Origin of the sequence: Psychromonas sp. SP041 (genome assembly GCF_000470315.2) — a bacterium.
In the GTDB taxonomy this organism is placed as follows: Bacteria; Pseudomonadota; Gammaproteobacteria; order Enterobacterales; family Psychromonadaceae; genus Psychromonas.
The window spans coordinates 46,796-61,874 of sequence record NZ_CBRF02000019.1 but is presented as its reverse complement, the minus strand read 5'-3'; the positions used below and the strand labels follow the sequence as shown (position 1 = coordinate 61,874).

11 protein-coding genes are annotated in these 15,079 nt (G+C 35.7%); 3 read left to right on the top strand and 8 right to left on the bottom strand.

The window, feature by feature from the left end:
* Positions 1–378 precede the first annotated feature (378 nt).
* From SP041_RS12050 to SP041_RS12040, 3 genes are all read right to left on the bottom strand, one after another.
* Positions 379–1,260 carry a CsiV family protein gene (locus tag SP041_RS12050; protein WP_025563581.1) on the bottom strand — a complete coding sequence of 294 codons (882 nt, stop codon included), beginning with the start codon at positions 1,258–1,260 and terminating at the stop codon, positions 379–381.
* 19 nt (positions 1,261–1,279) lie between these two features.
* Positions 1,280–4,759 carry a transcription-repair coupling factor gene (gene mfd / locus SP041_RS12045; protein WP_025563582.1) on the bottom strand — a complete coding sequence of 1,160 codons (3,480 nt, stop codon included), beginning with the start codon at positions 4,757–4,759 and terminating at the stop codon, positions 1,280–1,282.
* Between the two features lie 92 nt (positions 4,760–4,851).
* A complete protein-coding gene (locus SP041_RS12040; protein WP_025563583.1) occupies positions 4,852–5,409 on the bottom strand; it encodes a PilZ domain-containing protein in 558 nt (185 codons plus the stop codon).
* A gap of 377 nt (positions 5,410–5,786) precedes the next feature.
* Here SP041_RS12040 and SP041_RS12035 point away from each other — a divergent pair, with 377 nt between their 5' ends.
* Genes SP041_RS12035 through lolE form a run of 3 tightly spaced genes read left to right on the top strand, consistent with a single transcriptional unit; the run spans position 5,787 to position 8,930 of the window.
* Positions 5,787–7,013: a lipoprotein-releasing ABC transporter permease subunit gene (locus tag SP041_RS12035; RefSeq protein ID WP_025566185.1), complete on the top strand. Its 1,227-nt coding sequence runs from the start codon at positions 5,787–5,789 to the stop codon at positions 7,011–7,013.
* A complete protein-coding gene (lolD, locus tag SP041_RS12030) occupies positions 7,006–7,689 on the top strand; it encodes a lipoprotein-releasing ABC transporter ATP-binding protein LolD (protein WP_025566184.1) in 684 nt (227 codons plus the stop codon). The genes SP041_RS12035 and lolD overlap by 8 nt, the downstream gene beginning before the upstream one ends.
* Complete coding sequence (gene lolE / locus SP041_RS12025) at positions 7,689–8,930, top strand: lipoprotein-releasing ABC transporter permease subunit LolE (protein ID WP_025566183.1); 1,242 nt, start codon at positions 7,689–7,691, stop codon at positions 8,928–8,930. Before lolD ends, lolE begins: the two co-directional genes overlap by 1 nt.
* 34 nt (positions 8,931–8,964) lie before the next feature.
* Here lolE and SP041_RS12020 read toward each other — a convergent pair whose 3' ends face one another.
* The 5 genes from SP041_RS12020 to SP041_RS12000 all read right to left on the bottom strand — a co-directional run bounded on the left by SP041_RS12020 (position 8,965) and on the right by SP041_RS12000 (position 14,965).
* Positions 8,965–9,564, bottom strand: a complete 600-nt coding sequence (locus SP041_RS12020) for an arylesterase (protein WP_025566182.1) — start codon at positions 9,562–9,564, stop codon at positions 8,965–8,967.
* 332 nt (positions 9,565–9,896) lie between these two features.
* Positions 9,897–10,556, bottom strand: a complete 660-nt coding sequence (locus tag SP041_RS12015) for a Bax inhibitor-1/YccA family protein (RefSeq protein ID WP_137297863.1) — start codon at positions 10,554–10,556, stop codon at positions 9,897–9,899.
* 426 nt (positions 10,557–10,982) lie between these two features.
* On the bottom strand, positions 10,983–11,735 hold the full coding sequence (gene tpiA, locus SP041_RS12010) for a triose-phosphate isomerase (protein WP_137297862.1): 753 nt from the start codon (positions 11,733–11,735) through the stop codon (positions 10,983–10,985).
* 173 nt (positions 11,736–11,908) lie between these two features.
* On the bottom strand, positions 11,909–12,838 hold the full coding sequence (gene ttcA, locus SP041_RS12005; protein WP_137297861.1) for a tRNA 2-thiocytidine(32) synthetase TtcA: 930 nt from the start codon (positions 12,836–12,838) through the stop codon (positions 11,909–11,911).
* A 273-nt stretch (positions 12,839–13,111) separates the two neighbouring features.
* Entirely contained in the window at positions 13,112–14,965 is a 1,854-nt protein-coding gene (locus SP041_RS12000; protein ID WP_137297860.1) for a GGDEF domain-containing protein, read from the bottom strand.
* Between the last annotated feature and the right edge of the window lie 114 nt (positions 14,966–15,079).

Here is a 15,079-nt window from a genome sequence, read left to right as displayed (position 1 = left end):
AGAAATAAAAAAGGAAGCTAATTAGCTTCCTTTTTTATGATAGCCCTGACTTATCTTAAATAAGATTTATTATATTAGAGCTCGTAGATTAGGCTTATTATATTACACCTGTTACCGCTCAAGGAGCTTTATTCAGTTGTTAGCTTGGACTTCAAATCAAGGCGCAACATGATGGCAATGTCGATTCCTTATTGAAGGTTGCAACGCAGAGTTGGTTTTAAAGCTAACAACCCAGTGGGAAAGCGGTAAAGCAAACACATTGGTTGTTATAAATTGTCGATTTAACCCGTTAGAACTTCCTCTTTCTACCTAGCATCTGTTCACTTCACTGCTTTATGAATTATGCACCTTGAATGGTAACGGGTATAACTTTAAAAACTATCTTCGTATCTGGATAATAATACCAAAGAGAGGGTGGTCTAAATAATGAATTTCACCGCTCTTTAAACGTCTTGTTTGATCAAACAACGTTTCTGTTATTACTTTCTCTGTTCTAACATTTCTTTTAGGAACGGGTTCTTGAGCAACAACTTCTGCCGTTGCATCCGTATCAACAGTTGGCGCTTCAGTTGCTAGTACTGATACTGATGAAGAGACTGGTTTTTCTGTTTCTGTTCTAACAATGAGCTGTGCATCTATTTGTAAATAATGTTGAACATAAATCAAAAAATTACCATCTATTTCATATAGATCTTGTAGGGTTTCATCTTTTTGTAGTGACGCTAATACATCTAACTTTTTAGAATCTGCTGTCAGTTCATTTGATACTGTTGTTGCTTGTGCTTTTTCAAGCTTAGCTGATTGAGGCATATCTAATGCATAGTTTTTACCTGCAAACAAATGAATAGGTAATGCATCTTGTTTATTTTGAATCGGCATACGCCATGCAGTATGTAATAGTGGCGTAAATAATTGATGATTATTAAGTCTTCTAAGTTGCTCTTTAAGTCTTAACTCTTTTAATAATATAAGTCTATTGCCTTCCTTTACCATTTCATTATCAGTTATTTGAACTGGGTTTTGTTTATGTAAGCAAGGTTGTCCTGCTAAACAACTTGTTGCAGGCTCTGCTTTAATGACTTCTAGGCGATCACGTTGTTTTAAATAAACATTATTCTGATCTAACTGTTCACTGACATTTTTTACATCAACATTGCGTTTAAAGACAATAATTTCAACATCAAACCAACGATCTCCTGCTTGTACATTAAATGAACATGTTGTTGCGATCAGTAATGGTAAAATATAACGTAAATTCAAAGCTTATCCTTTCTGGGATTTATTTAATTAGGTGTAATTTAAAGCTATCAAGTAATTGTTTCAACCAATTTAGGCGCTCTGCGCTATTTTCTAGTGCCATGGTGAATTTCAGTTTACTTGGACCGTCTAGTTTAAAGGTATTTGATTGAGTTTGCAGTAACGAAACAAGAAACATCGGCTCTACTTTTGAATGTTCAGTAAAGGTAACTGCACCACCTAAAGCATGTGCTTCAATGCGTGCAATGCCCAGTTTTGAGCAACGTTGTTTGATAGCGGTTACCGCAACTAAGTTTTTTGTTGAGTCAGGCAACAAGCCAAATCTATCAATTAGTTCAACTTGAATCTCATTTAGTTCATTATTATTTTTACTATTCGCAATACGTTTGTATAAAGAAAGGCGCATATTAACGTCTGGAATGTAATCATCTGGTATCAGTGCCGGTATACGTAACTCAACCTCTGCTTGTGTGGCTAACAGGTGTTCTAAACTTGGTTCTTGGCCATTACGTAATGCATCAACTGCTTGATTTAGCATATCCATGTAAAGGTTAAAGCCGATACTGGTTATCTGACCTGATTGTTCGTCACCCAGTAATTCACCTGCACCACGAATTTCTAAATCGTGCGTTGCTAAGGTAAACCCCGCACCTAATGTGTCTAATGAGCTAATTGCTTGTAAACGTTTTTTAGCATCTTTAGTCATTAATTTCGGCGTTGGTGTTAATAAGTAAGCATAAGCTTGATGATGTGAACGGCCCACTCGACCACGTAATTGATGCAATTGAGCAAGACCTAAGTGATCTGCTCTGTTAATAATGATGGTATTGGCTGTTGGAATATCAATACCTGTTTCAATAATAGTGGTACACACCAAAACGTTTTGACGCTGATGATAAAAATCTGACATGACGCGTTCAAGTTGTTGTTCATTCATTTGACCATGCGCAACTGAAATACGGGCTTGCGGTAATAAAACTTGTAAGTCGGCTGCCGCTTTTGCAATGGTTTCAACATTATTGTGTAAAAAATAAACTTGTCCACCGCGCATAATTTCACGAGTGATGGCATCGCTAATCGTTTGATCTGTTTTTTGTTCAACGAATGTTTTGACTGCTAAACGTTTAGCAGGTGGAGAAGCAATAATGGATAAGTCTCGCATACCATTCATAGACATGTTTAATGTTCGTGGAATAGGTGTCGCAGTTAACGTTAGAATATCAATTTGAGCACGAAGGCGTTTGATTTTTTCTTTTTGACGAACACCAAAACGATGCTCTTCATCGATGATTAATAAGCCTAAATCGGCAAACTTAATACCATCACTTAATAGTTTATGGGTACCTATTAATATATCGATTTTACCTTCAGCGGCTTCTTGCAAAATAAGCTTCTGTTCTTTTGCTGTTTTAAAACGAGATAACACTTCTATTTTAACTGGCCAGTTAGCAAATCGGTCACGAAAATTCTCAAAATGTTGCTGTGCAAGAAGCGTTGTTGGGACGAGCAAAGCAACTTGTCGAGCATTATCCGTCGCCATAAATGCAGCTCGCATTGCAACTTCTGTTTTACCAAACCCTACATCACCACAAACGAGCCTATCCATTGGTTGTGATGAACACATATCGGAAATAACAGAGTTGATAGAAAGTGCCTGATCATGCGTTTCTTCAAAAGGGAAGTCATCACTAAAGGCGGCGTAATTAGCTTGATTAAATTGGTACTTAAAACCTTTTTTCGCCGCTCGTTGTGCGTAAATTTCAAGTAACTCAGCGGCGACATCACGTACTTTTTCAGCAGCACGTTTTTTAGCTTTAGCCCAAGTATCATTACCTAATTTACTAATGGGTGCTGTTTCAACATCACTGCCACTATAACGTCCAATAAGGTGTAAGGAGGTTACTGGAACATATAATTTGTCACCTCGAAGGTATTCAAGTGTTACAAATTCATTAATGCTGCCTGATACTTCAATCGTTTGTAACCCTAAATAACGTGCAACACCATGGTCTATATGAACAACAGGTTGACCTACTTTTAATTCTGCGAGGTTACGTACTATATGTTCAGAGCTTTCTTCACTTTGATTCTCTTTATTTTGACGTCGACGTTGCGTAATTTTGCTGCCAAGTAATTCCGTTTCAGTAATAAAAGCAAATTGACTGTCGATAATTAAAAAGCTGTTCTCAACACGGCTAACGGTAATAGACACTTTATTTTTATTTTGATGGCATTCACTAATGCTATCGACTGATTTGATGGATAATTTAAGTGGGCTTAATAAGGTTAATAACGCTTCTTTACGCCCAGCTGACTCAACACTTAATAATACTTTACCAGGAAAGTCGTCAATGAAAGCTGCAATGTTGGCCAGTGGGTTTTTATCTTTATGATGAATTTTTATATCTGGCAGGGTTGTTAACGGTAAATTAGTTTTACCTGCTTTAGGCGCTGCAAAAGAATCTTGTTGTAATTGATATTTAGGAAATTCATTTAAACGTTTAAAGCATTGTTCTTGTCGTAAATAAAGGGCGATAGGCTGCAGTAGAGGGCGTAATAAATCAACGCCTCGTTCTTCAAAGCGGTGTTCTATGGTTTTCCAAAAACTATCAATGGCACTATTAATATCACCGACAATACACAGACGAGTATGTTTAGGAAGATAGTCAAATAAGGTGGCGGTTTCATTAAAAAACAGCGGTAAGTAGTATTCGATACCTGCCGGTAAGTTGGATTGAGATATTTGCTGGTAAATAGAATCCGCACTAGTTGATACTTTTGAAGTGAATTTCTCACTATAAGCTGTTTTAAAGTTGGTAATCGCTTGTTTATCCGTTGCAAATTCATGCGCAGGTAACATTTTTATCTGTTTTATCGTTGGTAATGAGCGTTGTGTTTCAGTATCAAAAGGACGGATCGAATCAACTTCATCATCAAAGAAATCAATACGATAAGGTGTATTACTGGCCATTGGGTAAATATCTAACAACGATCCTCTTGCACAAAACTCACCATGCTCTCGTACTTGATCGACTGAGTAATAACCCGCTTCTTGAAGTTGCTCTCGTAGTAATTGTAATTCTAACTTTTGCCCTGTGTTAACGACTAAAGTATGTTGTTTTAAATAACTTGGGGGTGCTAGTCTCAATAATAGAGTCGTGACTGGCACAATCAAGATACCGTCTTTCATCGAGGGTAATTGATATAAGGTTTCTATCCGTGTTGAAATAATATCTTGGTGGGGTGAGAAGTGATCGTAAGGCAATGTTTCCCAATCAGGGAATAATTTCACTTCAAACTTACCTTCAGCAAAATAAAGTAACTCTTGATGCAACTTAATGGCACTAGGCGTGTCATTAACCACAACCACTAATGGCGACTTCTGTGGATTAGCTTGAGCACATTGATTAATGACAAAGCTTTGACTACTGCCAACTAAATTAGCAAGTTGTTGTGTGTCAGTAGAAGATTTTAAAGGTTGTATATCGAGTAAATTATTCATATTATTGACTTATTTTCACTGTTTTTTTGCTAATTATGAGATGTGTTATCTAACTTTTTGTACTGAGTTATTGATGATTTAACGTTCTAAATCTAAGTGTTTAATTCGCGTTGTTTTGCTCTGTTTTTTAGTTGTTGTGATTGTACATGTAGACTCGCTCTAATTAATAATTCACGGTCTTGTTCACGTATAAATGTGTATGTAAACGCGTATTCAGAGTCATTAATGTTTGACACTGTTGCATAACAGTAGATAGCAGAAGATTCTTCAGGCAAAAATATTTTAAGCCTAATATTGTCATCTATTTTCAATGTGTTGTTGTTTTTTATGATAATACTACCGGCACTAAACTTAATGGTTTGGTGGCGAGATTTTTCATCATCTTGTTGAGTCAGTACATAACTCAGTAACGTATTTATTTTTTGGTTTTGTGCCTGTAGATAATTCCATAGTGCTTGTGTATTATCGCTGTTTAATTTTAACGGCGCTAAAATGCTGGCATCTGCTTTTGCAAGATCGCTTGCCATTCTGAATGGCCCAGGGATCTCATCTTCAAAAGCGAATTGGTTAAGTGGTAAGTCGCATTTATCAATTGATTTTAAATTGATTGAAAGAGCATGTTCTACTAAAAAATATTCATTATTGTTCATATCTACAAACCAGGCTGTTATTGAATGATACAGAAACACCTTATTGTAGGAGTTTTGTCTGTCTTAGCGAATAAAGATACATTAGAATGGCCTCCATTAAAATGTAATCAACAAGTTAAGTCTAGATTTAGCGCTATTAATGTTGATTGTTGGCGGATAACGCTATTTTAATAACAATCATGCTTTATACCAATGGAATTAAATAAGTGATCAGAGATTGCGCAGGAAAAATTAACACTAATAAGGCGTGAGTTGTAGGGGATAGTTGTTCTCACTTCAAAACTCACAACGCAGTTAGGGGTGATTTTAACCAGCAAGAATGATCACCTTATTAATTCTTTTGGTATTATTAAGACAACTAAAATAAAAAGGTAACTATGTTTTATCCTTTGAGTGTATTTATCGGTTTGCGATATACAAAATCTAAACGTAATAATCAATTTGTGTCGTTTGTTTCTTTATTTTCCACTGGTGGCATTATTTTAGGCGTTTTAGCCTTAATTACTGTTTTGTCTGTAATGAATGGTTTTGAAGGTGAGTTAAAACAACGCATTCTCGGTGCGATCCCTCATGCAAAGTTAACTAATGAATCTCAAACTATTAATAACTGGCAACAACGTATTGATTCAATCCCTAACGATCCTTTAGTCGTCAATATTGAGCCGATGATTAATACGGAGGCCATTTTACAAAGCAAAACAGGGCTACAAGGCATCAAGATAGAAGGCATCTTTCCTGAAAAGTATGGCAGTCAAACAGTAAAAAATAATATTATTGTCGGTAGCGTTGATGACTTACAGGCTAGTGAATATAACATTATCATTGGTGATCAGCTTGCCAATAAACTAGGTGTTCGTTTAGGTGATAAAGTCAGAGTAACGTCGACAAGAGGTGTTCGATATACACCACTTGGTCAAGTACCTAGCCAACGTAATTTTACCATCGCAGGTTTCTTTAATGTAGGCTCTGATGTTGACCAATATCTGGTGTTAATGCATGCGCAAGATGCGGCTCGTTTGATTCGCATCGGCACCGATCAAGTGACGGACTTACGTTTTTATTTTACAGAACCTTTTGCTGTTGAATCTTGGGTGCCTCCTACGCTTGAAAAGGAAGAAATGATCGTCGATTGGCGTAGCACACATGGTGAACTTTTTGCTGCGGTCAAAATGGAAAAAAATATGATTTGGTTATTGTTATGCCTAATCATTGCCGTCGCTGCTTTTAACATATTATCTTCTTCGGTTATGGTGGTGACAGATAAGAGCGCAGAAGTTGCGATTTTAAAAACCTTAGGCATTCAAGCTTCAACTATTAATCTCATTTTTATTATCCAAGGCGCATTTAGTGGCATTATCGGTGCATTAATAGGCACCGGTTTAGGTTTGTTATTAAGTACTTATATTAATGAAGTAATGGCATTTCTAGGGTTACATTTATTAGCGAATGCCTCTGGTGGCGCTCGACTATTACCCGTTGTACATGAACCAATACAAATAGTCTCAATCATGTTTGGTGCTATGTTTTTAAGTTTATTAGCTACTTTATATCCTGCTTATCGCGCAGGTAAAGTGAGCCCAGTAGAGGCATTAAGATATGAATAATTCAATAATAGTATGTAATGATTTAAGTAAAGTTTATCAAGAAGGGCGCTTAGCGACACCAGTATTACAGGGGGTCAACTTATCCGTTAATCAAGGTGAGTTATTGGCGATAGTCGGAACATCTGGTTCTGGTAAAAGCACACTCTTACATTTATTAGGTGCATTGGATGCGCCTACTACCGGTAATATTGTATTCAATGGTAAAGATATACATCAATTGTCTTCAAAACAGCAGTCAAAATGGCGTAATCAAGAATTAGGGTTTGTTTATCAATTTCATCACTTGTTATCGGAATTTAGTGCACTAGAGAATGTTGCAATGCCACTATTGATTGCTGGTGAATCAATAAAATCAGCACAAAAAAAAGCCACTGAGTTGTTAGATAGAGTTGGGTTAAGTGAGCGTATTCAGCATAGGCCTTCTGAGTTGTCTGGTGGAGAAAGACAGCGTGTTGCGATTGCACGCGCTTTGATCAATAAACCTTCTTTAGTACTTGCAGATGAACCCACTGGTAATTTAGATGCTAAGAGTGCTGAATCTGTTTATCAATTACTAAAAGAACTCAATACGGAATTTGGCACCGCATTTATTGTTGTCACACACGACCAACAGTTAGCGAATAAGCTAGATAGACAGTTATATATGAGTAACGGCATTTTAAAGGATACGCAATAATGTTTAGGCCTTTATCGTTATTTGTTGGTTTACGTTATAGCAAAGCCAAACATAAAAATAAGTTTGTTTCCTTTATTTCAATGGCGTCTATTTTTGGTATTGTTTTGGGCGTCGCGGTTTTAATCGTCGGCCTTTCAACCATGAACGGTTTTGAAAATGCGTTAAGGGATAAATTATTATCCGTGATCCCGCATGCGGAATTAGAAGTCGTCAAAGGTGATTTTGAGGATGAAACTAACATCCTTGAACAAGTAAGGTCTCATCCTGGAGTAACTGGTGCGAGCCCTTATATTGTGATGAATGCTTTGCTACAAAACAATATTAAGATGAAAGCCTTACAAATGAGGGCGATCACACCTGAAACGGAAACTCAAGTTACCGCCGTTGAAAAGTATATTAAACAAGGTGGTTGGGAATTATTATCAACCACTGACAGCAGTATTATTTTAGGTGAACCTGTTGCTAAGGAACTTGGTTTAGCTGTCGGTGAGCATGTAACCCTATTGTTGCCTCAAACTGGCAGTGATAAGTTAAGAGCGCCACGTAAATTTATGTTTACATTAACTGGCACGTTTAAAATGGGTGGTCAGGTCGATAGTACATTAGGTTTTATCCATATTAATAAAGCTAAAGAAATGCTTAATCTTAATCATGCTACTGGTATCGCATTTAAGGTCGATGATGTTTTACAGGCACAGGTATTGTCGAGAGAAGTGGCTTATAGCATCCCTGTTTATATGTATATAAAGAGCTGGATCACCAGTCAAGGTTACCTTTATCAAGATATACAAATGGTTAAATCATTGATGTACGTGATTTTGCTCTTAGTAGTAGCTGTTGCTTGTTTTAATATTGTATCTACATTAGTAATGGCAGTTAATGAAAAACGTGGAGATATTGCCATCTTAAAAACAATGGGGGCTGATAAATGGTCTTTACGCGCTATCTTTATTGTTCAAGGTGCCTTTAATGGGTTAGTGGGATGTATTTTCGGCGCTTTACTTGGCGTGTATTTAGCCATCAACTTAAGCAGTATTTTTAGTACTTTTGAAGAGTTGTTAGGACGAAAATTGCTTTCTGGTGATATCTATTTCATTGATTACTTACCGTCGCAACTAGATTATAAACAAGTATTTATTATTGCTGGTGTCGCCTTTGTGATGAGTGTTGTTGCAACAATTTATCCTGCTTGGACGGCCAGTAATATTGAGCCAGCTAAAGAGTTAGGTTACAGCCATTAATCTTTAACTATAAAATAATTTAAATGGTGCGTTACTATAACGCACCATTATCTTCTAATAAGGCATAAACAGCTTCTGCAATTAAGCGGTAACCTTGGGCATTAGGATGTATTGCATCACTGTGTAATGAAGGTTTCTTTAAAACATCTTTAATAATGTCATTTTCTAATGGGATATTATATTGCTCTGCAAGTTCTTGGTATTGTTTAATATCAGGTAAGAATAAAGACGCGCCCGGTACTGAAATAAGTACGACTTGTATGTCTTTGCTTTGCGCCATTTCAATCATCTGAGCTAGATTTTCTTTCATACTGTTTAAGTTTTGCTTTTTAAGCACATCATTACCACCATGACATAGAAGCAATAGTTGTGGTTGATGTTCATCTAATAAAGCACCTAATCGCTCCAATCCTTGTTTACTCTTTTCTCCACTGATCCCTGCATTAATAACTTCCATGTTCGATAGTTGACTAAGTTGTTCTGGATAACTTTGCGCTGTCGCTGCACCATAGCCATAAGTTAAACTATCGCCGAAAGCTAAAATAGGTTGTTGGTTATTAAGAGGAGTAAGCAGCTCTGAATTACCACAAGCCGTCAATAAAAGAGTAAGAACGATAGAAAGCAATTTTTTCATTAATTAGTATCTCGTAGTAATTTCTTTGTATACATCAAGTCGGCTCATTAGTGTTAATGAAACACTTATACCAATAGAATTAATAAGGTGATCATTCTTGCTGGTTAAAATCCCCCCTAACTGCATTCTGAGTTTTGAAGTGAGAACAACTATCTTCTACAACTCACGCCTTATTAGTGTTAATTTTTCCTGCGCAATTTCTGATCACTTATTTAATTCCATTGGTATTAATAAAGTATTGATAAAGGTGATAGTAAATTATAGGCAAAAAAAAGCGTACTTTACAGTACGCTTTCTATTAATAAGCTTTTCATAATACTTAAAGCTAATGATTAATCGTCTAAAATACCAAGAATACTTAATAAGTGTACGAAAATGTTGAAGATATTTAGGTATAAAGAAACAGTTGCACGAATGTAGTTGGTTTCGCCACCGTTAATGATACGACTTGTATCAACTAAAATTAAACCAGACATAATCATAACAACAACACTACTGATGACTAATTGCAGTAATGGAATTTGTAAGAAAATATTTGCAATGATTGCAACAATAACAGCAATCATACCTGCCATTAAAAAGCCGCTCATGAATGAGAAGTCTTTACGTGTTGTTAATACATATGCAGATAGAGCAAAGAAGATAATGGCTGTTGTGCCTAACGCTTGCATGATTAATGCAGGGCCATTTGCCATGGTTAAGTAGTGGTTTAACATATTACCAAGTGATGCACCCATCACACCTGTAAACATGAATACCCAGAATATTCCTTTACTAGAATTAGCTGTTTTTGAAACAACAAATAAAAGGCCAAAACCAACTAGCATTAAACCTAATGATGCCATTGGACCGATGCCAACCATTGTTGCTATTGTTGCTGTAACAGCACTAAATGCTAATGTCATGCCTAATAACATGTAAGTGTTCTTTAATACTGTATTAATTGAAACACTAGCGCGTTTAGGCTTGGTCATATTAATTGAAGAATTCATAATGTACTCCAGTTGATGAATTATAATTAATAACATCATAACATCAGATTTTAGCTTGTGCAGTGTTTTTGTTTTAGATCATAAAATAGTGTTAATTTTTATTGATAGGTTGTGAGATTAGCTTGTTTTAGAAAGAGTTATAAAGAAGCTAAAGGTAAAAATAAGAGAAGAGCGTAATAAACCAAAGTAATATTAACTCCGATAAATAGCTGATCTATTTTGTTTGCTAAAATAACTCACTTCTTTGTTGTAAATTTTGTAAAGGGAGCAAAAATTTACTTCAATTTACGCGTCGAATTGAATTATTTTTCTGCGCCAAATTTAGATCACATACTTAACGTAATTGGTATCAGAAGGGAAAGTAGAAATAAAATGATAAAAGGCACATTAAAGTGCCTTTTATCATTTTAGTGTTATTGAAAGGGCTTATTTAGCGCCTTCGATAATACCAACAAATTCTTCAATCATTAGTGCTGCACCACCTACTAAACCACCGTCAATGTCTGCTTGAGCAAATAGCTCTTTTGCACTGTTTGCTTTAACGCTACCGCCGTAAAGGATTTGTACTTTTTCAGCAACGACTTCACTTTGTGCTTTTAACCAATTACGGATATGTGCATGAACTTCTTGTGCTTGCTCAGAGGTTGCAACTTTACCCGTACCGATTGCCCAAACTGGTTCATAAGCAATAACTGCATTTTCAAGTGCAGCAATACCAGCAACTTCAATAACTGCTTTAAGTTGTGTTTCAACAACTGCAAATGTTTTGTCAGTTTCACGTTCTTCTAGCGTTTCACCAATACATAAAACAGGTACTAAACCGTGTGCTTGAATTGCTACAAATTTAGCAGCAACAACAGCATCTGTTTCATTATGGTATTGACGACGCTCAGAGTGACCTACTAAGCTGTATTTAGCGCCAAACTCTTTAACCATTACTGGTGAAGTTTCACCTGTAAATGCACCAGCAACATTTGTGCTTACATCTTGAGCGCCAAATTCAATGCTGCTGTTTGTAGTTAGGTTCGCAACTTGTTCAATGAAAATTGCTGGCGGACATACTGCTACTTCAACATTAGTCGCAGCGTCTGCAGCACTTTCAATGCCTTTAATTAGCGTAGAAACTGATTCTTTTGTACCGTTTAGTTTCCAGTTACCCATTACAAGAGGTGTTCTCATGTTTGACTCCATTATTATATTAAAATTGAATGCTTTTCTGGTATTTTTGTAATTATAAATTACTTCACTTACCAATACTTGATCTATCCGAGTAAATTATCTGTTATCTCCTCTAAATACAAGCAAGCGTTGACTGAAAGTCTTATTTTTTATTGTGTTCAATCAATAATGTATTAATTTACTTCGGTAAATAGCACAGCTGGTTGCTGTTTATAAAAGTCATTGTTTAAATCTTCGTCAATTACTGCTGGTTGAGCAAAAGACTCTTTATCAAACGCAAGATCGCCACCATCAATAATACCCGAGTCTTTAGTGATAGATTTAAAGTCGTATAAACTCGTATCTGCTAAATGTGAAGGCACTACATTTTGTATCGCAGTAAACATGGTTTCTAATCGACCTGGGTATTTAACATCCCATTCATTTAACATATCTTTAGTTAATTGGCGTTGCAAGTTAGGCTGAGAGCCACATAGGTTACAAGGAATGATAGGAAACTGTTGTAATTTGGCAAAAGCTTCAATATCTTTTTCTTTACAGTATGCAAGAGGGCGGATAACAACATGTTCGCCATTATCTGAGACCAATTTTGCCGGCATTGATTTCATTTTTCCTGCAAAAAACAAGTTCAGCATCATCGTCGCCAACATATCGTCGCGATGATGACCTAATGCAATTTTCGTTGCCCCTAATTCTTTTGCTGTTTTATATAAAATACCGCGACGTAAACGAGAACAAAGGCTACAAGTGGTTTTACCTGGCTCTAATTTTTCTTTCACAATGCTGTATGTGTCTTGCTCTACTATTTTGTAATCGACACCTAATTGGTCAAGGTATTCAGGCAAAACGTGTTCAGGGAACCCTGGTTGTTTTTGATCGAGGTTAACGGCAATAATATCAAACTTGATTGGGGCTACTTTTTTTAATTGGCTTAAAATCTCCAATAAAGTATAGCTATCTTTACCGCCAGATAAACAAACCATGATTTTATCGCCATTTTCGATCATATTGTAATCGGCAATCGCTTGACCTGTTTGTCTGCGCAACACTTTGTTTAATTTTTTAAGGTCGAATAATTCTTTGTCTGAAAGTTGTTGCGTCATGGTAAGCCTTGTTTAGAGAGAGTAAAAACAAGGCGCATTGTATAAAAAGAGGGGAGTGAATGTAAAGAGCTGGCTAATAGCAATCAGTATAAATAAGCCATCTGTTTGATTGATCAAAATAACGTATTTGCATGTTGTAAATGTAATTAAAGAAAGCAAGTGATTAACTTATTTTACACTGTTAATTAACTTACTTTTATCCTCTTAATTTTTAGAAACTCTATCGTGTGAAATGAGTAACTAAAACAACAAATTCAATTAAACTGTATCAGTTTACAACTCAGTTGGACGGGCAATCAAGAAACCTTGTACCCCATCAATATACATGCTTTCTAGTATCTGTCTTTGCTCTGGGTTTTCAATGCCTTCTGCGATGACCTGACACTCCATACGCTGTGCAACATCGATGATCATGCGGATGAATTGTTGATTTGAACTATCATGTTCAAGATCAGCTACTAAGCTTGCATCAATTTTAATGTAGTCGGGTTTTAATTCTTTAAATAAACTAAATGAACCAATACCTTTACCAAAATTACAAATCACTGAGTGGCTACCGACTCTTTTTAACATATCAAAAAAGCGCTTGCTAGACGCTAAATTGCTGTCTAATAATCGTTCCTGTATTTCAAAAAACAATGAACTGGCAATATCTGGTTCTCTTAATAACAACCGTTCTAACCAAATAATAAAACTACTATTTTGTATCGCAGTAGAGCTTACATTAATTCCCCAACGTGTATTAGGTTTGGCTTTACCGCGGTAATTAGAAATCACTTTCTCAAGAATTATCTTCTCAAGTTTAATAATGGTATCAGTCCTTTGTGCCATTGAAAAAACAGTGCTTGTTGGAATAGTATTATCATTATCACCGATGAATCGAGTGAATATTTCTTGATAACCTTTCATGTTGCGATGTACTGCCTGAACGGGTTGCTGTAAGAAAGAAAATGAACGTTTTTCCATAATGTCTATAATTACTGCACGCCAATATTTTTCGCCCAGATCGAACTCTTGGTTGTTGTTTTTACTATCTTCAAATGCCCACGCATTTGAACCGCTAATTTGTGCTTTAGCTAGCGCGATATCAGCACGGGCTAAGACTTGCTCTGGTAATTGGTTAGAAGATATCGATGTTACACCGTTAAAAGCAACACTTTCTAAATCATTAATAGATTGATATTGGTCGAATTTTATTTTTAATTCATTACTGAATTTTTGGGCATTAGTGATACTCATGTTATGTGCTATGACGGCAAAATCTGAACCGCTAATTCTGAATACATTTACATTTTTAAATTTAGCGGCAACATCACGAATAATATTCGCGATACTGAGTATATATTCATCACCTTGTTGCGACCCCCGAGTAATATTAACCGCTGATAATTCAAATATTCTTATAATAGAAAGTATTGCATGTTGTTGTTGATACTCATCAGATAAAAATTGTGTTAATTCTTTACGGAATGCATGGCGATTACTTAGTCCAGTTAAATTATCCATCGTTGCTTGGCTGGTTAATTTTATGATTTTTTCTTCTTTTAATTGAAGCTGTATTTCAAATAAATGCCTTTTATCTTCAATGTGTTTTGAAACTGTCTTAAGAGGCGACTTTTTAGCTTTATTATTAATTATTTCACCCACGATCATGCGTTCAATATAGTTAAACAGTCTAAAGTAGATAATATTATTAAATAAGAAAGTGAGTAGTAAGCCGCCTACAATTGAATAAACAATGTTTTCATACAACTGGTAAAGATTGATATTCGCTGCTGAGTATTCAATGATTTGATTTGTCGTTGTTGATACTTCTAAAGATTCGGCAATAGGTAATAATTTATGTGCGAAAGAGATCACTCCTGACTCATTATCAAATGTAAGAGGCGAAGACAGTTGATCATTGCTTATCTTGATGTAACTAAACTTATCAATATCTATCACTTCAGTAAGCTGATTTAATGATGTGATATCAGGTAAAGAAGATAATTGCTCACTCTCACTTAATAATTGCTGTTGATGTAATAGGCTTGTATTAAACATTGCTTTGGCAGCAATAGTTAATGTAACAACTAGAACTATAAAAAATAGGCTAGAGGCCCAAAGGCTGTGTTTGAAATTATTCAAGTAGGGTGCCTCTTGATGTGATTAGACTTTGGAAAGTGGCTGCTTAATTTTATTACACTACACTATTTACATTAATTATTTAATTTTATTGCTCACCATTAAACCTCTATTTTT

Coding starts and splice junctions, on each gene's coding strand:
- ttcA (WP_137297861.1), bottom strand. CDS start 12,838: ATGACGCAACAACTTTCAGACAAAGAATTATTCGACCTTAAAAAATTA.
- lolD (WP_025566184.1), top strand. CDS start 7,006: ATGAATAATTCAATAATAGTATGTAATGATTTAAGTAAAGTTTATCAA.
- SP041_RS12015 (WP_137297863.1), bottom strand. CDS start 10,556: ATGAATTCTTCAATTAATATGACCAAGCCTAAACGCGCTAGTGTTTCA.
- tpiA (WP_137297862.1), bottom strand. CDS start 11,735: ATGAGAACACCTCTTGTAATGGGTAACTGGAAACTAAACGGTACAAAA.
- mfd (WP_025563582.1), bottom strand. CDS start 4,759: ATGAATAATTTACTCGATATACAACCTTTAAAATCTTCTACTGACACA.
- SP041_RS12040 (WP_025563583.1), bottom strand. CDS start 5,409: ATGAACAATAATGAATATTTTTTAGTAGAACATGCTCTTTCAATCAAT.
- lolE (WP_025566183.1), top strand. CDS start 7,689: ATGTTTAGGCCTTTATCGTTATTTGTTGGTTTACGTTATAGCAAAGCC.
- SP041_RS12035 (WP_025566185.1), top strand. CDS start 5,787: ATGTTTTATCCTTTGAGTGTATTTATCGGTTTGCGATATACAAAATCT.
- SP041_RS12020 (WP_025566182.1), bottom strand. CDS start 9,564: ATGAAAAAATTGCTTTCTATCGTTCTTACTCTTTTATTGACGGCTTGT.